The organism is Lactobacillus gallinarum, assembly GCF_002160635.1.
In the GTDB taxonomy this organism is placed as follows: Bacteria; Bacillota; Bacilli; order Lactobacillales; family Lactobacillaceae; genus Lactobacillus; species Lactobacillus gallinarum.
This window is the reverse complement of the sequence record NZ_NFKZ01000009.1, coordinates 28,677-49,976: the sequence shown is the minus strand read 5'-3', so window position 1 is coordinate 49,976 and position 21,300 is coordinate 28,677. Positions and strand designations below refer to the sequence as shown.

The following is a 21,300-nucleotide window of genomic DNA, read 5'->3' as shown; positions in this document are numbered from 1 at the left end:
ATATTTTACAGGGAAGTCGAACGTATGTCTCTATTTTTAGAATAAAAAAAGCTGACTGCTAGGTCAGCTTGGCCCTATCCATCCCCGCATTAAAATACGGGGATTTTCGGGCGTTTTTCGTTAAATAAAGCCAAGGCTTCATCAAAAATCTTTTGTCCTAATACTTTATCACCAGTTTTTTGTTGTAAATATCTCAATGTAGGCTCAAAACCGGTTGCCAATAGTTTATTATTCTCAGATTTTTGATAGTCAAAACCATATTTTGCCAACACTTCTTTACGTGTCTGGAAATATAATGTCTCACTATCAACTAGCGTTCCATCCATATCAAAAAAAGCCACTTTTTTATTTTTTAAATCCATTTTACTTTCCTTATATCCTTTTGCTTTTTATGTAACCTCTTTCATTGTAACAAATTAAAAAAGCATATTCTTACTCGAATATGCTTTTTAACTAGATATTGTCTAATATACCAGGTTCACTCGGATCATCTTTAATTGTGACATCAGCTCCAAGTTGACGAAGCTTCTCTTGTACACGATCATATCCGCGCAAAATATTGCCAGCCTTATCAATTACAGTAGTACCATTTGCCATTAATCCGGCAATCATTAAGCAAGCACCAGCTCTAATTTCACCAGCTGTTACTTCAGCTCCATGAAGTTGCTTAGTTGGATGAGCCAAAATAATATTATCTTCAACTTTAATATCGGCACCCATCTTCTGTAATTGTGGAATATGACCATTACGTTTTGGATAAATATTATCGATTACTACGCCTTCACCTGATTTAGCAGTTAAAAGAAGCGGTGTAATTGGTTGTTGAAGATCAGTCGCAAAGCCAGGATACACGTCTGTCTTTACTTGTACCATCTTTAAGTCCCCTGCTGGGTAAACATAAAGTGAATCTTCATCTGCGTCAATTACTACACCCATTTCTTCTACCTTGGCTAAGTAAGAATCCAGGTGCTCCTCAATAATATTATGAATGCGAATACCATTACCAATGCAAGCAGCCAAGGAAACATAAGTACCTGCTTCAATTCGATCAGGAATAATTGTATGTGGAATTTGTGCTTTAAGCATATCCACACCTTCTATTCTGATAGAATCAGTTCCGGCACCACGAATTACTGCGCCCATATTGTTCAAAAAGGTCGCTAAATCAATAATTTCTGGTTCTTTGGCTGCATTTTCAATAATAGTTTGGCCTTGTGCAGTTACACTGGCCATAATAATATTCATAGTTGCACCAACAGACGGCATTTTCAAATGGATTTTTGCCCCATGCAATCCATCTTCTGGTGCTGTAATTACAATTTGATCATTTTCATTTTTTACGCTGGCGCCTAGAGCTTCAAAGCCCTTAATATGTTGGTCAATAGGACGTGGTCCAATATCGTCACCACCAGGGAAGCCTACTACTGCCTTGCCAAAACGACCGAGAAGCGCACCCATGAAGTAATACGATGCACGCAAACTCTTAATCTTACCAGCTGGTAATGGACTCATCTTAATATTCTCTGGATCAATACGTAATGTGGTTTCTCCAAAATCACAATGTACATCCATCTCGCTTAATAAATCCATTAAGTTGACAACATCAGCAATCCTTGGGACGCCTTCCAAAGTTACTGGTGTTCTTGACAAAATCGATGCTGGAATGAGCGCAACTGTAGAGTTCTTTGCGCCACCAATCCAAACGTCACCTTGTAGAGGCTTTCCACCATGAATAATCATCTGCTTCATTGGCGAAAACAAATCCTTTTCTTTTACTTTCAATTAATCATAATAATGTTAAAGGAAATTTGAGAAAAAAACAAGAGCCGAGGTCCCTCAACTCTTGTTTTCTTAAGATTTTGTATAATTCAAGTGATTATTCATTAAAATTCTTGTGCTGGAAGTCCACTAGCTGCACCGATAAATGATTTAAATAATCCTTCTGGACGTTGTGGACGACTCAAAAATTCTGGGTGGTATTGAGCTGCAATAAAGAACTTCTTCTTTGGCAATTCAATGATTTCAACCAAATGATTATCTGGTGATACACCTGAGAATACCATACCAGCTTTTTCAAATGCTTCACGATATTTGTTGTTAAATTCAAAGCGGTGACGGTGACGTTCTTGAATTACATCTTGATCATCGTAAGCTTCACGAGTCTTAGTACCCTTCTTAAGAGCAGCTGGGTAAAGACCTAAACGCAAGGTACCACCAATATTTTCTTCATCACGCTTATCAGCCATGATATCGATAATATTGTTCTTACAATGTGGTTCTGCTTCAGTAGTATTAGCATCTTCAAGATTCAAGATGTCACGTGCAAATTCTACACTAGCCATTTGCATACCTAAGCAAATACCCAAGAATGGAATATCATTTTCACGAGCATACTTAATAGCAGTGATCATACCTTCAAGACCACGAGTACCAAAACCACCAGGTACGATTAAGCCATCAGAGCCTTCCATGATCTTAGCAATGTTATCGTCAGTAATATCCTCTGCTTGAACCTTATCTACATCAATCTTGGTGTTGTAAAGGTAACCAGCATGTTGCAAAGCATCAGTTACTGAGATGTAAGCATCTTCAAGTTCTACATACTTACCAACCAAAGTAATCTTAGTGTGGTGCTTCAAGTTCTTAGCACGTTCATCAAGCTTCTTCCAAGCTTTCATATCTGCTTCTGGTTTTGGACTTTCAATATGTAAGAAATCACAAACTTTTTGGTCCATACCTTGCTTTTGAAATGCCAAAGGCACATCGAATAATGAAGGAGCATCAATGGATTCGATAATTCGATCAACAGGAACATCAGTAAAAGTTGAAATCTTGTTTTTGTGTTCTTGATCAATTGGTTGTTCAGCACGAAGAACAAGCATGTTAGGTTGAATACCGATGCTACGAAGTTCAGCAACTGAGTGTTGAGTTGGCTTAGTCTTCATTTCATGAGCTGCGTGAAGAAGTGGAACTAAAGTACAGTGAATGTACATTACATTTTCTTCACCAACTTCACGACGCATTTGACGAATAGCTTCCATGAATGGAGTTGATTCCATATCACCAACAGTACCACCAATTTCAGAAATAATAACGTCTGAATCAGTAGTAAGAGCTGCACGCATGATCTTCTTCTTGATCATATCAGTAATATGTGGAATTACTTGTACAGTAGCACCGTTGTAGTCACCGCGACGTTCTTTTTCAAGAACTTCTTGGTAAATCTTACCAGTAGTTACATTAGAATATTTACTTGTTCTAACATCAACAATTCTTTCATAGTGACCTAAGTCAAGGTCAGCCTCTGTACCGTCATCGGTAACATAAACTTCACCGTGTTGGTAAGGACTCATTGTTCCTGGGTCAATGTTAATGTATGGGTCAAACTTTTGCATGGTTACTTTTAAACCACGATTTTTAAGAAGTCGACCTAAACTTGATGCAGTAATACCCTTACCAAGTGAAGATACGACACCGCCAGTTACGAAAACATATTTTGTCATTTATTTGCTCCTTTTTAACTTATCCTTTAAACAAAAAAGCTCCCTTGTTAGGGAGCTAAACGCACATAGGGTGCCCAACAAAAATACTATCTGCTTTTTCCTCTTAAGTCAAGCAAATTAATTATCTTCGTCGTCATCATCATCGTTTAATTGTGATAATTGACCTTCAATTCCGTCTGGCAATACGTCATCTGTATCGTCATTATCTTCATCGTATTCAGAATCATCATCACCATAATCGTCATCGCTATCGTCAGCAGTAGCGTCTAAATCATCGTCTTCTGGATCATCATTATCATAATCGATAATATCATCATCACCAGTAGCGCTTGCTAAGAATGCGTTAACCTTCTTATGGTGCTTACGTGCATCGTCTTCTTCTTCATCTTCTGGGTGGTTAACTTCTTCATCAACTGATTCATATGGGAACCAAGTACGAAGTGCCCATACATTTTCACCCATAGAGATAAATTCACCATCAGTATTCATATTAGTATAAAATTGTGGCAAACGTTCACGAATTTCTTCGTCACTCTTATTCAAGTATTTTTGTACGGCATTAACGATATCGGCAAATGCCATTCTCTTACCATTATCTTCCAAAATTGCTCGTGCAACTTCGATCATTGATAATTCATCGCGGTTTTTGTCTTTAAATTTGTCTAATCCCACAGCTGTACGTCCTCTCTTTTACAATCTTTACTATTCTACTAGGCGTTTAAGTAAAAATCAACGTGACTGCATAGTTACCTATTAAGTATAGTCCATTAAAGAGGTCATATTCAAGCCGAAGTTGATGTGAACTTGCTTGCTCTTTATATTCAAGCAAATTTGTCACACTAGTCATATCCATTTGTCGTCCTTCAACAACATAGCGGCAATTAACTTTCTCACCAGGAACAAATTTCATCAAAGAATAGTTGTTATTATCTACCCCGCGCTTAATTATGAGTTCATCCTCTTTCAACAACATTTTAACAGGAATGGTGCCCTCTTCTTTATAAGATACACGAATTACACCATTATTTTCTTCTAGTTGACCTGAGGCTACTTTAGTAAAAGTTTCTGTTTCATCATCTTGTGTAATTTTACTAGTCAAATTAACCGTAATTGCTGCCATATCCTCATCCCTTTCATTAAACACTCTTGGTTGATATTTGCTATAATTTTATGTGGTTACAATCTATTTTAGTATATAATTCCAAAAATTAAATTATCAAGCTTGGTGGTTTTTATGGCAAGATTTCAAAGTGAAAAATTAAAACAAGAAGTTGTGCTCCGTGACCCTGTTCACGGTTATATCCATATCGAAGATAAAGTTGTTCTAGACGTTGTTAAGTCCAAGGAATTTCAACGCATGCGCAGAATTAAGCAGTTGGGACCTGTTAACTACATCTTTCCAGGTGCTACTCATACCCGGTTTGAACATAATCTAGGTGTATATGAACTTACTAGAAGAATTTGTGATATTTTTGCAAAAAAATATCCTTCTATCACACCAGGTGATGGTCTATGGAATGATGATAATCGCTTATTAGTTGAATGTGCAGGCTTACTTCACGACATTGGCCATGGTCCATATTCTCATACTTTTGAACATTTATTTAATACTAATCATGAAAAAATTGGACAAAAGATCATTACAGATCCTAATACTGAAATCAACCAAGCTTTAAAACAGGTTGCACCTAATTTTCCTGAATTGGTAGCTAGCATAATTGCTAAAACTTATCCTAATCCACAAGTAGTTAAGATGATCTCTAGTCAAGCTGATGCGGACAGAATGGATTACTTGCAACGAGATGCATACTTTACAGGCGTTAACTATGGTCGATTTGATTTATCCCGCATTTTACGCGTTATCAGACCTTATCAAAACGGAATTTGTTTCACTAACAACGGTATGCATGCCGTTGAAGATTATATAGTCTCTCGCTATCAGATGTACCAACAGGTTTACTTCCACCGCGTAGGCCGTTCCATGGAGGTTATTTTACAGCATTTACTTGAACGTGCAAAAGATATTTACGAAAAGGGCAATTTAAAAGTTACTTCTAGTCTAGCTAGCTTTTTAGAAGGAAATTGGACTCTTGATGATTATCTTAATTTAGATGATGGCGTCATGGAAACAAACTTTTTAATGTGGACTGAAGCGCAGGATCCTATTTTATCAGATTTAGCTAAAAGATACTTATACAGAAAACCTTTTGCTAGTGTAAGAATTGACGAAGAAACTAAAAACCTATTGCCTAAACTGAGAAATATTATTAAGCAAACAGGATTCAATCCAGATTACTACACTGCCACTAATTCTGCTTTTGACGAGCCTTATGACGCTTATAAGCCATCAGGTAAAAATGCTAATAGTCAAATTGAAATCATGCAAGATGATGGCAGTTTAATCGAATTATCCCAGCTTAGTCCTTTAGTTCGAGCATTAAATGGTACTTTCCAAGGTGATGAGCGCTTCTTCTTCCCTAAGACCATGCTTTCACATGACGAAGATCAACCGCAAATTTTTGATCCCCTTTATGAACAATTCCAAAAATACGTCAAAAATGGAGCATTAAGATACTTAAGAAAGCCTCGTAAGAGGTAAAATAGATTTATATAGAAAAGAGGTATCTGTTATGAATAATGACGATTTAAATACAAACGTAAGAACTCAAATTAATCCCGAAGACGAGATTGAACATGTCGAAAAAAGTGGCTACAGACAAGTCAAAGATTTAATGAATACTATTCATGGTTATTGCATGGATTATACTAAGCTATCATTTGATTTCATTCATGACAACAAGGACTTAATTAAGGATATTGTGAAGACAGGATGCAAGACTGGTATGGTCGTCAGCATCGCCGCAGCAAGCGTAAGTATTGCTAAAGCTTTATCTAAAAATGAATAAATTTAATTAATAAAATGGGCTAGCCAAAAACTAGTCCATTTTTGTTTGCTTTTTTTCTTTCAATTCAAGTAGCAACGCATATAAAGCCCCATATAAGTTGGCATCATTACCATACTTTGCGGCTACTACGGGTGGAGCAATCATTTGCTTACCAATCATTGGATTATTTTCTAAAATTTTATGCAATTGATTATTAATCGCTTCAATTAAGACTGGTTGTGCACTAATTCCACCGCCAATTACAAATTTGGAAGCATTAATGATAGTTTGGATATTAATGATCATGATAGCCACATTGCGACAATAACGTTGAAAGATTGCCAATGCACGTAAATTTTCTTCATTAATCGCTTTAAAAGCTGCTACACCATCATCTAGATTCGAAACATTACCTAACGCTAAATTGATTTTTTTAATCATATTAACCGCTGAACAGGTATAACCAGTATATGCTGCCATATTTTTGGCGCCTATTCCAGCGTTAGTAATCATCCAGCTAAGCTCTCCTGCTTGAAATGTCCAACCATGAACGACTCGATGATTAACTACTATCCCACCACCAACGCCAGTTCCTAGAGTAATAGCGACGCCATCAGCTACATCATGTAATTCACCATGCCATTGCTCTGCTAAAGCCGCAGCTTTACCATCATTTTCTACGCTAACCGGTACCTGATATTTTTTGCCTAAAGTTTCTTGTAAATTCAGCCCATCAAGAAATGGCAGAGCACCACCAAAATAAATAACTTTGTGCTTAGTATCAATCTTACCTGGTGCGCAAACAGCAATTCCCTTAAACTGTCCTCGATATTTATCTGCTACTTGATAAATTGACTGCATAAACGCAGCAAGACTTTCTGTATTCGTCTCTATTCTGTCTTTTTCAAAAATTTTTCCTTCTTCATCAATCAAGGCATATTTCAAATTTGTGCCGCCAATATCAAAAGATAAGTATTTTGCCATGTTTTTCACCTAATACAAAAAACGGCTAGTCAATCGACTAGTCGTCCTTTTTAAATCTTTAATTATTCATTCTTGTCTGCTTCATATCTAGTATTAAACAATGGGCTAAGTGCCTTATGTTCTTGAATGCACTTGATAGCATCCCCCATAAGTGGACCCACTGATACTAAAAGCATCTTGTCGAGCTTCTTTTCAGCTGGTTGATTAATTGAATCAGTAAGAACTAAGTTCTTAATTGGTGAATCATTTAATCTCTTGATAGCTGGACCAGAAAGAACAGCATGAGTTGCACTAGCATAAACTTCAGTAGCACCTGCATCAATTAATGCTTGAGCTGCTAAAGTAATAGTACCAGCAGTATCAATCATGTCATCAATGATAATTGCACGCTTACCCTTAACATCACCAATAATATTCATAACTTCGGCGACATTAGCCTTGGGACGACGCTTATCAACGATTGCGATAGGACAACCTAAGAATTCAGCAAGCTTTCTAGCACGGTTAACACCACCGTGATCAGGTGAAACAACAACTGCGCCTTCTTCTAGGTTGTTACGTAAGAAGTAATCAGCAAGAAGTGGAGCACCCATTAAGTTATCAACTGGAATATCAAAGAAACCTTGAATTTGTGGAGCATGTAAATCAAGTGACAAAATACGATTTGCACCTGCAGTTTGAAGCATATCAGCAACAAGCTTAGCAGTAATTGGTTCACGTGCACGAGTCTTACGGTCTTGACGAGCGTAACCATAGTAAGGCATCACAATGTTAATTGTACGAGCACTGGCACGACGTACAGCATCAATCATAATCAAAAGTTCCATTAAATTGTCATTTACTGGATCACTGGTGGATTGAATGAGGTATACGTCTTTACCACGTACAGTTTCATCAATATTAATTTGAATCTCGCCATCACTAAAACGTTCAACACTTGACTTTGAAAGTGGTACGCCCACACGATCAGCAATCTTTTGTGCTAATGGCACGTTTGAGTTGAGGGCAAAAATCATCATATCGTCTTTATAGGACATAATTTCCTCCGTAAAAATAATTAACCAGCTCTATTTTAGCAAAAGTTGTTCCAAAAAGAACCATGTACTCCTTAATTATAACAAGATTTTTCGTTTTAACAGTAAAAAAGCGGTAAAAGCACTAACTATTCCTCACTAAAAAAGTTAGAATATACTTGTACTTTCTAGTACAACGAAAATATCCTAAAAAAATAAGACATAGCGTCTTTTGACGCTACGTCTTATTTTATTTTTCTCTTAATTAACGATTAATAGCTGAGTTTTGAACAGCGTAGTCATTAATGTTTAATGATTGTGTATAACCGTTAGTTACGATTGATAAAGTAGTGTTGTTATTTGAGAATTGAATTGCGCTTTCTGGAACGTTATTAGCATTTGCAACTGCTTTAACAATTGCAGTTACTTCATCTGGAGTCAAGCTGTTAAGGTTAGCTACAGCAATCTTAGCACCGTTAAGCTTAGCCTTAGCACTAGTAATAGCACTTTCTGCTTCGTTAACTTGACCGATAGTTGCACTAGCATTGTTATTTACTATAGCACCATCTGTAATAGCCTTGTCGTATGCAGCCTTAGCAGTTGAGCTTGAAAGCTTGTAAATCTCTGAAGCCTTAACACTAGCAGCTTCATTGATGCTTTGAGTCAACTTAGCCTTATCAGCAGTAGTAGCTACAGTAACATCAGCCTTAGCTTGTTCTGGAGTGTTAACAGCATTCAAAATCTTACCATCAACAGTTACTTCATCAGCCTTTAAGTAACCTCTACCACTAGCTAACTTGTAGAACAATTGTGGAGTTGAGTTCACTGAAGTTGCAATGTATCTTAATTCAGAAACTTGTTGACTTACACCAGCATCGAATATTCTATTAGCGTATTTTTGACCTTTAATGTCGTAAAGTGAAACAACGCCCTTAGTAATTACCTTAGTTGAATTTACATCTTCAGTATCTGGAACTTCAACAGTTGCTGCACCATCTGGTTCATTAATTGGATCAAGTTCTTCGCCCTTAACCTTGCCTACATTAGCAGCCTTAACAAATTGATCATCGCCAATCTTGTAGTAAAGCTTGGTACCAATGTATCTAGCTTCTGTGGTCTTAACGGTCTTGCCCTTCTTAACAAGCTTCTTCTTGGTCTTACCTTCACCGTTATAAATGTAGGCGTTCTTCTTTAAAGTAATAGTAGTTGGTCTATCAACATTACCAGCCTTAACGAAAGCAGTACCTTCTTCATCAAGTTGGTAATACTTCTTACCCTTAATATTCACAGTACCGTAAGTATCAATTTCTGTACCCTTAGTAAGCTTTGACTTACCTTCATACTTCTTGATACGCTTACCATTTACGTCGTATACATAAGCATTATGAATTAACTTAGTGCTGGTACTATCTTCTGATTCATCAGTAGAAGGCTTATTTGAAGAAGTATTCTTTGATGATGTCTTTTTAGTTGATGAACTAGTTGCAACTTTACCATCTACGTTAGCAGCCTTAATGTATGCCCCACCACCAAGACTGTAGTAAAGAACACCCTTAATAGTCTTAGTACCATTTGAATTTACAGTTACACCTTTAGCAATAGTAGTGTATTTAGCGCTACCCATGTAAGTCTTAAGACGCTTACCGTTCTTGTCATATACATAAGCGTTGTGAGTTAACTTAATAGTATTAGACGTAGTCTTTTTTGAAGTAGTTGTCTTTGATGAAGCAGCTTTTTTAGTAGTCTTCTTTGAAGTTGACTTCTTTGTTGAAGTGGTCTTTTTAGTAGAAGCAGACTTCTTTGTAGTTGTTTTCTTGCTTGAAGTCTTCTTTGTAGTAGTCTTCTTAGTTGAAGCTGTCGCAGCATTTACGTTTTGTGTAGTATTTAAAAGTGGACTAACACTCATTAATGCAGCTGCTGATACCATAATTAACTTATGACTTAATTTCATCGATAATTTACCTCATATCTAAAACTAAAATTCTAATTCATTTATATATTGTAAATCCAAATCTAAATTTTGCCAATTTTAGAAACAAAAAAGATACCCTTTCTTAAGGAAAAGATATCTTTTACTCCACATTGTTACTTAACAGTAACATCTGAAGCCTTAACGTAATAATGATTTGGCTTTAAAGCGTAGTATTTAGTGCCCTTAATAGTCTTAGTACCCAAGCCCTTTACAGTTACATCTTTACCAATGTAACTAGTGCCTAAATAGTTCTTAACACGCTTGCCATTGTTGTCATAAACATAAGCTTTCTTCTTCATTGAAATCTTAACTACCTTAATTTTGCTAGACTTCTTTGAAGTAGTCTTTTTAGTTGTTTTCTTAGCTGAGGACTTTTTGGTTGTAGTCTTCTTGCTGTCTTTCTTAGATTCTGACTTTTTAACAGTCTTCTTTGTTGCTTTCTTAACTACCTTTTTAGTAGTCTTTTTAGCTGCTTTCTTAGTTGATTTTGCAGTTGAAGTAGAAGTTACAACTTTTTTGCCGTTAGACTTAAGAGTATAAGTAGTCTTACCAGACTTGTAAGTTACTGTACCTTCAGTTGCAGCAGCTGGGATCCAGTACTTCAAGTCAGTTTGGATACTGTAGTAAACTTCACCGTTAATGTTCTTTACATTCCAAATAGTGTAGTGACCACCCTTAGTTGCAGTCTTTGATGTCTTCTTACCATAGCGGTCTACAAACTTCATGGTCTTAGTCATCTTAACGCGACTATTCTTACCATAAGTATTATGAACACCCTTAGCATGTGCAATTGGTGCAGCTTGAACAGAAGCACTATTTGCCATACCTACAACTGGGCTAACGCCCATCAAAACAGCTGCTGATACCATCATTAACTTATGACTTAACTTCATAAATATATACCTACCTCATTAAAAACATCTTTGTAAATCTATTGTAGGGCTCTTATATAATTTTGCAAATAAATACTATAGCCTTAATACTTTCTTAGCAAAAAAGCGCCCTAGTTCAAATGACCAGGGTTACTTCTTTATTTATTAATTATTCCCAATCTTTATCTTTGGAAAGAGGAAGCTTGTGCCAGTAGTCTGGCTTGTTAACTTGACGTCCACGTGCAATCGCCATGTCGTACTTGTTTACGTCCTTAGTAATAGTTGAGTCGGCAGCAATAAAGGCATGATCAGCAACATTGATTGGAGCAATAAGTGTTGAGCCAGCACCAATAAATGAATGATCACCAACATTAGTATGGAGCTTCTTGACACCATCGTAGTTAGAGAAGATTGTACCACAACCAATGTTAATATCTTTACCCAAGGTTGCATCCCCAACATAAGTTAAGTGACCCACCTTAGTGTTTTCACCAATTTCTGCCTTCTTAATTTCAACAAAGTTACCAATATGAGCACCCTTGCGAATAATTGCCTTAGGACGAAGGTGAGAGTTTGGACCGATATCAGTGTTGTCATCCATTTCAGCTTCTTCGATAGTTGAAGAAGTAATAGTTACACCATTACCAATCTTAGAATCGATAATTCTTGATCCATTAGTAATGTAACAATCGCTACCAATTTCAGTGTTACCCTTGATAACTACATTGCCTTCAATCACAGTATCGTTACCAATTTTTACATCTGCATCAATATAAGCAGTATCAGGATCAACAAATGAAACCCCGTTACGCATATGAGCTTCATTTATTCTTCTTTGCATGGTCTTAGTAGCTTGAGCTAAAGCAACACGATCATTTACACCAAGACTTTCACTAAAGTCAGGCATCTTGTAAGCACCAACGCGTTCACCATTGTTGCGCAAGATTTCAAGCACATCAGTTAAGTAGTATTCACCTTGAGCATTATCGTTATCAACATGCTTTAAAGCTTCAAACAATTTTTGATTGTCAAAGCAAAATACACCGGTGTTAATTTCCTTAACTTTTAATTCTTCAGGATTACCATCTTTTTGTTCAACAATTCGTAAAACATTGCCTTGATTATCACGAATAATTCTGCCGTAGCCAAATGGATTTGGAGCTTCTGCAGTTAAAACAGTAGCGGCATTGCCCTTTTCTGCGTGATACTTGAATAATTCATTAAAAGTATCAGTAGTAAATAATGGGGTATCACCTGTAACTACTAAAGTAGCGCCTTCCTTATCACCTAAGGCTTCTTTAGCAGTCATTACTGCATCACCGGTACCCAATTGCTTTTCTTGGAAAGCAAACTTAGATTTGTCTGCTAATACCTTCTCGACTTCACCTGCACCAGTACCTACTACAGTTACGATCTCAGTAGGATTAATTCCACTAGCAGCATCAACTACGTGCTCTACCATGGTTTTACCACAAACTTTGTGTAAAACCTTGTACAGCTTTGACTTCATTCGTGTACCCTTGCCTGCGGCAAGAACAACTACATATTTTTCCATTAGTAATTAACCTCTTAATAATTAAAACTTAGATCTAGTATAGCATTTAAAAGCGATCAAAATCAGTTTCATTTAAGAAGTTTCCTGGTTCTGCCAAGATGAGCTTTTTTGCCGTATCGATTTTACTAATTTTTACTAATGAAAGGTAGTTTTTGACTAATTTTTCTTTATCAAAATCAGCTTCACAAAGAACACAAATACCAGCAATCGTGCCTTCAAATTCCTTAACTAGTTCTTCCATCCCAGTTAAGGTACCGCCGCCTTTCATAAAGTCGTCCACGATTAATACTTTTGCACCTTTTTTAAGAGCACGAGTTGGCAATTCCATTTTAGAAACGCGGGCTAATGAAGATGAGATATAGTTAACAGAAACCGTTGCTCCTTCAGTAACCTTAGAACGTTTTCTAGCTGTTACAAATGGCACATCCAAGTAACGAGCTACAGCTTGTGCTAAAGCTATTCCTTTAGTTTCGACCGTCATTACGGCATCTATCTCATCATAAGCGTAGCGAGTGGCAACCAATTCACCAATTCTACGCAAATCTTGCGTATCACCCAATATATCTGATAAATAAACAAAACCGCCGGCTAAAATTCGACTTGGGTCTTCAATTCTTGATGCTAAATCAGATAAATAATCTTCCGCATGATTTTTACCTAAAAATGGAATATAGCGTACCCCACCAGCTGCTCCTGCTACAGTTTCCAAAATACCATCTTGATTATTGGCTAGTGTGTGTTTCAAAATGGCTAAATCTTCTGAAATTGAGGATTTAGCTGCACCGTATCGCTTAGCAAAGAATGGTAACGCAATTAGAGTATGGGGACGCCCCATTAAATACTTGGTCATATCAACCAATCTTTCTGAACGTTTCATGATATTTCCTTTCTAATGTTTGGCTTTATACTTAATAAATATACTCTAAAGAGCAAAAAAAAGCACTAACATTTTTAATGCTAGTGACAATTTTGAATTGTGTTTAAGCTTCAGCTTCCTCAGCCTCATCATCAAACTTTAATGCAATATTCTTAGTTAATAAATCAGTGTAACTGTAAGAAACACGTTTAAAATTATTTTGATGTTGGTCTAAATCGACCACAAACACTGCAGGGAATGTTTCTCTGAGAATTCCCCGTCTCTTAGTAACTTTCTTACGACCCGCTTGAGCTACTACTGTTAAGGTATCACCTAAGTGAGAATCCAACTTATGCTTTATTGTGATAATCGATGTTGGCACTAAACAACAACTCCTTTAGTGACATTTTATCACATTTTAACAGTAAAATCAATATTATACACTACTTAGTGGGAATATTTCTAGCTATTTCAATAAATTGTTCAATTGTTAAATTTTCAGGTCTAACTCGTGGATCTACACCAAGCTTTTTAATTAAGGCTTCACGCTTTTCAGTGTCTGGAATCAACGTTTTCAAATTGTTATTCAGTGTCTTTCTACGTTGTGAAAAGCACATTTTAACTACCCAAACAAAGTGCTTGCGATTCTCAATTTCGGGTTTATTCTTCAATGGAGTTAAAACAACTACACTCGAATCGACCTTAGGACGCGGCATGAATGATTCATGGTTAACTTCTAATGCCACTTTGACATCCATTTCAGTTTGAACAGAAATAGTTAACGGACCGTATTCTTTACTGCCCGGCTTAGCCTCTAGCCTTTCGGCCACTTCTTTTTGCATCATTAAAGTTAAACTAGCAAAATGCAAATCTGACTCAGCTAAAGCAAAAATAATTGGAGTAGTAATGTAATATGGCAAATTAGCAACTACCTTGATTGGCTTGTTCATGTCAAAAAAGCCAGCAAGATCTTCTTTAAAATCAGCCTTAAGCACATCTTTAAGCATTAACTTAAAGCGATCTTCTAAAGGAGCATCACCAATTTTTTTAGGCAGCTCATTTTGCAAAATATCTGGCAAACTATCGTCTACTTCATAGGCAAAAACTTTTGCACCTGCCAGTAGAAGTTGCTCGGTTAAAGAACCAATACCAGGACCAATTTCAATTACTTGATCACCCGCATGAATATCTGCAGCTTCAACAATACCCAAAATTGCATTTTGGTCGATTAAGAAGTTTTGACCCAAGTTTTTCTTAGCTTTTACAAAATAGCGGTTAATAATTGCTTGTGTTCTAACGGGAGAACCAATTGGAATATTATTTGTCATTTTTCGCCTCTTCTACCGCATTTTTTAACTCATCAAGTGAAACACCAAAGGTATGCAAACGATTATAGAATTGCTTAGAATTACCATATCCAACTCTAAGCTTAATGCCAACTTGTTCCCGCAACTTACGAGAGCCTGCGCCGCCTGCTAAACCTAATTTACGATATTCGCTTTCAGTTAAATCACTTGCTTGTGGACTAACTTCATGTAAATCGCTTAATGCCTTTTCAAGTGCTTCTTTTGAAGCATGCTCTACTCCAAGACTCCCCTTTTTATGGGGTTCGCCTTCTTTACGTGTAATAAAAGCCTGCTTAGCATTAGGCACAGCATTAGTTACAATTCGGCGAATTCGCTCACCGTTAAAGTCAGGATCTGTAAAAACAATAATCTGTCTATTTTTACTGAGCTGTTTCAACTGAGCTAAAACACTATCTGAAACAGCAGAACCATTAGTTTCTACCGTCTCAATTCCTGGGAAAAATTGTTTTAAACGAATAGTATCGTCTTTTCCCTCAACGACAACTACCGCATCAAAATTCTTTTTATTTAAGACCATAAACTCTCACTGTATTTTTATAAGTAGCTTCTGCAACTTTTTCAAGTGGAATATCTTTTAACTTGGCAATTGCCTCTGCAACATAACGCACATAGCCAGTCTCATTTTGACGACCACGATATGGCTTAGGTGTTAAATATGGTGCATCGGTTTCAACTAGGATTCGATCAAGCGGAGCTGCTTTAGCACTTTCATGAACTTTAGTAGCCTTGGTGAAAGAAACTACACCTGAATATGAGAAGTAAACGTTTAAATCTAAAAACCTGTTTAACCAGTCAATCCCACCATTAAAGCTATGCAAAATGGCACCATATTCTAAATTGCTATTTTTCAAAATATCGTAGCAATCAGGAAATGCATCCCTAGTATGAATATCGACCGGCATTTTTAAATCATGTGCCACTTCGATTTGACGAGCAAAAACCTCACGTTGTACATCCCTAGGCGATTCATCCCAATAGTAATCAAGACCGATCTCACCCATTGCGACAACTTTAGGCATTTTCAATTGTTCAATCAGCTTATCTTCGGCTTTTTGATCATAATCTTTGGCCACATCAGGACAATATCCCACCATCGCATAGACATTATCAAACTTTTCTGCCAAATCAACAGCTCGTTCATTAAAGTCAGGATCTTGTCCCGCACAAATAACTTTGGTTACACCCAAACTTTTGGCACGTTCAAGATAGTACTGTTCCTTTCCTCTAAAGGGCTCATCATTTAAGTGCGTATGGTTATCAATAATTTCCATTAGCCTAATTCAGCTCCAACTAGATGTTCATCACCAACAAGTGCTAATTTAACTTGACCATCTTTTTCACTAGATAAAAGCATACCTTCGCTAAGGTGACCCAACATCTTACGTGGCTTCAAGTTAGTAACAGCTAAAACCTTCTTATCAAGAAGTTCACTTGCATCTGGGTAAAACTTGCGAATACCACTCAAAATTTGACGTTCTTTACCATCGCCAAAGTCAAGCTTGAACATGAGTAATTTATTTGAGCCCTTAACTGGTTCTACTGACAAGATTTGACCAACTTGGATCTTTACCTTGTCAAAATCATCAATGGTAATTTCATTACCCTTCTTTTGTTCACTTCTAGTAGTCTTCTTTGGCTTAGCCTTTGCCATTTCGTCCTTGATGTACTTAACTTCTTCTTCAGCTTTAAGTCTTGGGAAGATTGGCTTTGGCTTTTCAATTACCTTGGTATTCCAACCAAAATCATTAAAGGCTAAATTCTCTTGATCTTCATCATCCCAGTTCAAGCCAAGTTGTTCAAACATCTTTGGTGCAGTTTCAGTCATTACTGGATAAATCATAATGGCAATCAAACGCAAGCTTTCAGCTAAATTACTCATTACATGAGACAATTCATCTTTCTTGCCCTCCTTGTTCAATACCCAAGGAGTAGTTTCATCGATGTACTTGTTAGCGCGTGCTACTAACTTCCAGATGCTGTCTAAAGCTTGTGAGAAATGAAGTGAATCCATTTGTTGACGGTAGTCTGCAATCACACTAGCAGCTGTATCTTGTAAATCCTTACCAAACTTGTCTTGAGCAACAGGAACGGGTGCAACTTGACCATCTTGGTATTGATTAATCATTGAAACTGTACGGTTAAGCAAGTTACCAAGGTCATTAGCTAAATCATAGTTAATTCTTTCGATAAAGTCTTCAGGAGTGAAAATACCATCTGCACCAAATGGAAGTGCACGCATCAAGTAGTAACGAAGTGGATCAACACCATAACGACTAGTAAGTGATTCTGGGTAAACTGCATTACCTTTAGACTTAGACATCTTACCGTTCTTCATCAATACCCAGCCGTGACCAATAATGTGCTTTGGAAGTGGCAAATCAAGTGCCATCAACATAATTGGCCAATAGATAGTGTGGAAACGTACAATTTCCTTACCTACCAAGTGAACATCTGCTGGCCAATATTTCTTAAACAATTCGTCATTGTCTGAGCCATAACCTAAAGCAGTAATATAGTTAGAAAGTGCGTCAATCCAAACATAAACTACGTGCTTGGGATCGCTTGGGACAGGAATTCCCCAGTTAACAGTGGTACGAGTAACTGAAAGATCTTCAAGGCCTGGCTTAATGAAGTTATTAAGCATTTCCTTTTCACGAGAATGAGGCAAAATAAATTCAGGATGTTCCTTGTAGTATTCAACCAATCTGTCAGCGTACTTGCTCATCTTGAAGAAGTATGAAGGTTCCTTAACCAAACGTACTTCGTGACCACTTGGAGCCTTACCACCAATCACATTACCGTTGTCATCCTTATAAACTTCGGCAAGTTGTGATTCAGTGAAGTATTCTTCGTCTTCAACTGAGTACCAACCAGTGTATTCGCCTAAGTAAATGTCGCCCTTCTTTAAAAGTTTTTCAAAAATCTTTTGGACAGCCTTAACGTGTTCTTCGTCAGTAGTTCTGATGAATTTATCGTAAGAAATATCAAGACTCTTCCATAACTTCTTATATGAAGCAGCCATCTTATCAACGAATTCTTGAGGCTTAATTCCTTGAGCTTCGGCCTTTTGTTCAATCTTCAAGCCATGTTCATCAGTACCAGTTAAAAAGAAAGTGTCATAGCCTTGGCTACGCTTGTAGCGAGCCATAGTATCTGCGGCAATTGTAGTATAAGCATTACCAATAGTTAATCTACCAGATGGATAGTAAATTGGGGTTGTAATGTAAAAAGTATCTTTATCAGCCATTAATTAGTCATACTCCTTTATTCGTCTAAAATATCTATTCTATAATAACATGCAAAAAAAGGAATTGGGCTAAAACACCAATTCCTTTTCTCTAAAATTTTTCTTTTTTTAAATATAATTGCTTAATTGCCGTAGTTAATAAAACATATATTATTTCTAATGCAACAACTACCAAAATAAAGCTGATTGGCAATTGCGTTAATCCCAAACTAGCTGCCACATTAGAAGATGGCAAGACGCTGCCCCAAAGAGCCAAGCCAAAAGTTACCAAGATCACAACTGGAGTGGCACGTTGCTTAATGAATGGGAAACGTTCATCGCGCAAAACATGGATAACCATTTCTCTTGTCCACAATGATTCCACAAATAAGCCTGAATAAAACAGCGATTGAAATACCCAATGATGAAAATCAGTTCCTACCAAGTACGGACAGATCACATAAAGCATTAATGCCATAGTAATCAAATCGATTATTGCGGGAATCGGTCCAAAGTTAAGTACGAACTTAGGCCATTTATTAATTGACCATTTCTGCGGTTTCTTCACATAGTTTCTAGATACACTATCAAATGGAATCACTAAACAGCTAAGACTATAAATCAAGTTCAAAATAAGTAGCTGCAAAGGCAATAACGGTAAAAATGGCAAAGTAAGTGAAGCAATGACCATTGCAATAATACTGCCAAAGTTGGTTACCAAAAACGTCTTAATGTATTTCATTGTATTTGAAAAGACTTTACGCCCTGTAATAATCATTTGCTCAAGCAACTGGAGATCCTTTTGTTCAAATACAATATCAGCAGACTCCTTAATAATATCGACAGAATTATTAGAAGTAACAGTGACGTCGGAAACTTTCATTGCCAAAGCATCCTTATTGCCATCGCCCATGTAGCCTACTGTATGTCCATTTTTCTTTAACGCTTGAATAATCTTAACGCGCAATTCAGGAGTTAAATGAACAAAGATATTACACTTTTCAACAATTTCTGCTAGTTCTTCCGTGGTTGCTGTTTCAATTTGTTCACCATCGTAAACCGTATCCACGTTCAAACCAACTTGCAGAGCAATCGCTCTTGTAACTGCCTCATTATCGCCGGTAAAGATCTTAACATTTACATTATCATTCTTTAGATCTTGCAAAGCCTCTTTAGTACTTTCCTTAGGTGGATCAAGATATGCTAGATAGCCAATAATGGTTAAATCATTTTCATCTTTAGCCGAAAATTCTCCTACTGGAGCTGGATTCAATTTATAACCAACTAATAGAACACGCAAACCGTCATCATTTAATTCATTAATTTGGTTTAAGATTCTTTCACGCCAAGCGTAAGTCAATTTCTCGGTTTTGCCATTTACTTCAACTTGGTTAGAAATATCTAGCATCCCTTCCGCAGCGCCTTTAGTTACTAATAAGTGTTGTCCATGGTGTTCATCGTTATCAACCACCACAACGCTCATTCTTTTTCTGCTATAGTCAAAAGGAATTTCATCTATTTTATTGTAATCACGTTGGATCTCGTTTACATCTAATTCATCACCAGCCGCATCGATTACTGCTTTATCAATCAAATCCTTCATCCCGGTTTGATAATAAGCATTTAAGTATGAGAATTTCAAGATGCGCGGCGTTTCTTCCATTTCTAAATCATAGTGTCGCTCTAGCACCACTTGATTTTGAGTAAGAGTACCTGTTTTATCGATACAAAAAACATCGGTTGAACCCAAATTTTGAATAGCATTCATCTGCTTAACTACTACGCCTTGCTTAGACATTTCAAGAGCGCCTTTAGTCAGATTGCTATTAACAATAATTGGTAAAACTTCAGGAGTAAGGCTAACTGCTGCAGCTAGAGCAAATATTAAGCTTTCTCCCCAATCGCCTTTGGTTACGCCATTAATTATGAATAATAGCGGCAATAAGATAGCTGTAGCGATTATCAAGATTCTAGCAAGTTGCTTCATTTCCCGATCAAAAAGAGTCGTCTTAACTTTTTTGCGTGAAATCTTCTGGACCTCTTTACCAAAAACAGTGTTATTTCCTACCGCGAACACAATGCCACTGCCAGAACCAGAAACAATAGTAGTTCCCTCATATAAAATATTAGGATAATTGAGATAATCAGCTAACATACTCGGCTTTAGAGTCACATTAGCTACTTTTTCAGTTGGTTCAGAATCACCATCAAGATAACTAGAAGAACAGAATAAATCTTTGCTAGTCAGCAGCTTCATATCAGCTGGAATCATATCACCTGCCGATAGATTGATCACGTCCCCAACTACCACATCCTCAGTTGGTAGCTCCATATTTTTACCATCACGACGAATATTGGTAGTAACTGACACCATATTCAGCAATTTTTCAGTTACCTTAGCGATCCGTATTTTTTGAATAAAATTCGCCACTACCGAAATAAGAAGCATCAGTAGCATCACGATTACAGTTTCAATATCGCTATTTCCGTGAGGAACAATGTAACTAGTAAATGTAGTAAGTAAAGTCAATATAATCAACACTACAGTAAACGGTGTCGCCAAGGATTCACCCAACAATCTCCATTTAGAAGCGTTAGTGTTAGTTCTTATTTCATTTTTGCCATATTCTTTTCTATTTTCATCAGCTTTTTTAGTTGAAAGGCCTTCGGCACTCGCTTGCAATCTTGCTAGCGTTTCGCTGCGTGATTCACGTGCAATCCGTTGAATTCGTTGAATATCAACATTTGAATGTTTTTTGCTCGCTGGTTTTAACATTCTTCAGTTCCTCTCATTCAATAGACAAGCAAACAAAAAAGTCACCTGCTATTTCTGCAGGTGACTTGCACGCCAAACAAGGCTTTTGTCATACTCGTCGTTCAGTTTTAACACTACGTGACGTAAGCACATGCTAGCTATCTGGATCTCGCCTTAAGTCGACGACACCTATTTAACCCGTTGGCATCTCTGGATGTTTCTGGGCGATAGCGTGTGTTCACGTAGGAGTCTCACCTAACAGTTTCACTTACTATGTCTACAAAAAGTTTAAGGACTTAATTCAAATAAGTC

The 21,300-nt window shown here is 36.9% G+C and carries 19 protein-coding genes and 1 riboswitch; of the genes, 2 read left to right on the top strand and 17 right to left on the bottom strand.

Going from position 1 to position 21,300, the window contains the following annotated elements; translation table 11 throughout:
• Window positions 1-89 precede the first annotated feature (89 nt).
• The 5 genes from B5E95_RS05125 to B5E95_RS05105 form a co-directional block, all read right to left on the bottom strand.
• Window positions 90-362, bottom strand: a complete 273-nt coding sequence (locus B5E95_RS05125; protein WP_241146319.1) for an HAD hydrolase-like protein — start codon at window positions 360-362, stop codon at window positions 90-92.
• Between the two features lie 91 nt (window positions 363-453).
• On the bottom strand, window positions 454-1,749 hold the full coding sequence (locus tag B5E95_RS05120) for a UDP-N-acetylglucosamine 1-carboxyvinyltransferase (protein WP_056945558.1): 1,296 nt from the start codon (window positions 1,747-1,749) through the stop codon (window positions 454-456).
• Window positions 1,750-1,883: 134 nt separating this feature from the next.
• Entirely contained in the window at window positions 1,884-3,503 is a 1,620-nt protein-coding gene (locus tag B5E95_RS05115; protein ID WP_087235736.1) for a CTP synthase, read from the bottom strand.
• A 117-nt stretch (window positions 3,504-3,620) separates the two neighbouring features.
• Window positions 3,621-4,175 carry a DNA-directed RNA polymerase subunit delta gene (gene rpoE / locus B5E95_RS05110; RefSeq protein ID WP_056945557.1) on the bottom strand — a complete coding sequence of 185 codons (555 nt, stop codon included), beginning with the start codon at window positions 4,173-4,175 and terminating at the stop codon, window positions 3,621-3,623.
• A 46-nt stretch (window positions 4,176-4,221) separates the two neighbouring features.
• A complete protein-coding gene (locus tag B5E95_RS05105; protein WP_087176565.1) occupies window positions 4,222-4,623 on the bottom strand; it encodes a YwiB family protein in 402 nt (133 codons plus the stop codon).
• Between the two features lie 114 nt (window positions 4,624-4,737).
• Between B5E95_RS05105 and B5E95_RS05100 the strand changes: the two genes are divergently transcribed.
• Both B5E95_RS05100 and B5E95_RS05095 read left to right on the top strand, forming a co-directional pair.
• Window positions 4,738-6,102: an HD domain-containing protein gene (locus tag B5E95_RS05100; RefSeq protein WP_087235735.1), complete on the top strand. Its 1,365-nt coding sequence runs from the start codon at window positions 4,738-4,740 to the stop codon at window positions 6,100-6,102.
• Window positions 6,103-6,133: 31 nt separating this feature from the next.
• Complete coding sequence (locus B5E95_RS05095; RefSeq protein WP_025005723.1) at window positions 6,134-6,409, top strand: hypothetical protein; 276 nt, start codon at window positions 6,134-6,136, stop codon at window positions 6,407-6,409.
• Between the two features lie 30 nt (window positions 6,410-6,439).
• Here B5E95_RS05095 and B5E95_RS05090 read toward each other — a convergent pair whose 3' ends face one another.
• From B5E95_RS05090 to mgtA, 12 genes are all read right to left on the bottom strand, one after another.
• Entirely contained in the window at window positions 6,440-7,372 is a 933-nt protein-coding gene (locus B5E95_RS05090; protein ID WP_087235734.1) for an ROK family protein, read from the bottom strand.
• Between the two features lie 62 nt (window positions 7,373-7,434).
• Window positions 7,435-8,409 (bottom strand): ribose-phosphate diphosphokinase, encoded by a 975-nt coding sequence (locus B5E95_RS05085; protein ID WP_087235733.1) that lies wholly within the window; start codon window positions 8,407-8,409, stop codon window positions 7,435-7,437.
• A 241-nt stretch (window positions 8,410-8,650) separates the two neighbouring features.
• Window positions 8,651-10,336, bottom strand: coding sequence for an SLAP domain-containing protein (locus tag B5E95_RS05080; RefSeq protein ID WP_087235732.1), 1,686 nt, complete (start codon window positions 10,334-10,336; stop codon window positions 8,651-8,653).
• 134 nt (window positions 10,337-10,470) lie between these two features.
• Window positions 10,471-11,250, bottom strand: a complete 780-nt coding sequence (locus B5E95_RS05075; RefSeq protein ID WP_087235731.1) for an SLAP domain-containing protein — start codon at window positions 11,248-11,250, stop codon at window positions 10,471-10,473.
• A gap of 148 nt (window positions 11,251-11,398) precedes the next feature.
• Window positions 11,399-12,784: a bifunctional UDP-N-acetylglucosamine diphosphorylase/glucosamine-1-phosphate N-acetyltransferase GlmU gene (glmU, locus tag B5E95_RS05070; protein WP_025005720.1), complete on the bottom strand. Its 1,386-nt coding sequence runs from the start codon at window positions 12,782-12,784 to the stop codon at window positions 11,399-11,401.
• Window positions 12,785-12,830: 46 nt separating this feature from the next.
• Window positions 12,831-13,661, bottom strand: a complete 831-nt coding sequence (gene purR, locus B5E95_RS05065) for a pur operon repressor (protein WP_087235730.1) — start codon at window positions 13,659-13,661, stop codon at window positions 12,831-12,833.
• Between the two features lie 103 nt (window positions 13,662-13,764).
• The gene (locus B5E95_RS05060) at window positions 13,765-14,022 is read right to left on the bottom strand and encodes a Veg family protein (RefSeq protein WP_087235729.1); all 258 of its coding nucleotides are present in this window, start codon (window positions 14,020-14,022) and stop codon (window positions 13,765-13,767) included.
• A gap of 61 nt (window positions 14,023-14,083) precedes the next feature.
• A complete protein-coding gene (gene rsmA / locus B5E95_RS05055) occupies window positions 14,084-14,968 on the bottom strand; it encodes a 16S rRNA (adenine(1518)-N(6)/adenine(1519)-N(6))-dimethyltransferase RsmA (RefSeq protein ID WP_025005718.1) in 885 nt (294 codons plus the stop codon).
• Entirely contained in the window at window positions 14,958-15,524 is a 567-nt protein-coding gene (rnmV, locus tag B5E95_RS05050) for a ribonuclease M5 (protein WP_025005717.1), read from the bottom strand. The genes rsmA and rnmV overlap by 11 nt, the downstream gene beginning before the upstream one ends.
• Window positions 15,511-16,278 carry a TatD family hydrolase gene (locus B5E95_RS05045; protein WP_087235728.1) on the bottom strand — a complete coding sequence of 256 codons (768 nt, stop codon included), beginning with the start codon at window positions 16,276-16,278 and terminating at the stop codon, window positions 15,511-15,513. Before B5E95_RS05045 ends, rnmV begins: the two co-directional genes overlap by 14 nt.
• Window positions 16,278-18,254: a methionine--tRNA ligase gene (gene metG / locus B5E95_RS05040; RefSeq protein ID WP_087235727.1), complete on the bottom strand. Its 1,977-nt coding sequence runs from the start codon at window positions 18,252-18,254 to the stop codon at window positions 16,278-16,280. The genes B5E95_RS05045 and metG overlap by 1 nt, the downstream gene beginning before the upstream one ends.
• A gap of 91 nt (window positions 18,255-18,345) precedes the next feature.
• Entirely contained in the window at window positions 18,346-21,009 is a 2,664-nt protein-coding gene (gene mgtA, locus B5E95_RS05035) for a magnesium-translocating P-type ATPase (protein WP_087235726.1), read from the bottom strand.
• 85 nt (window positions 21,010-21,094) lie between these two features.
• Window positions 21,095-21,258, bottom strand: a riboswitch (M-box (ykoK) riboswitch).
• Between the last annotated feature and the right edge of the window lie 42 nt (window positions 21,259-21,300).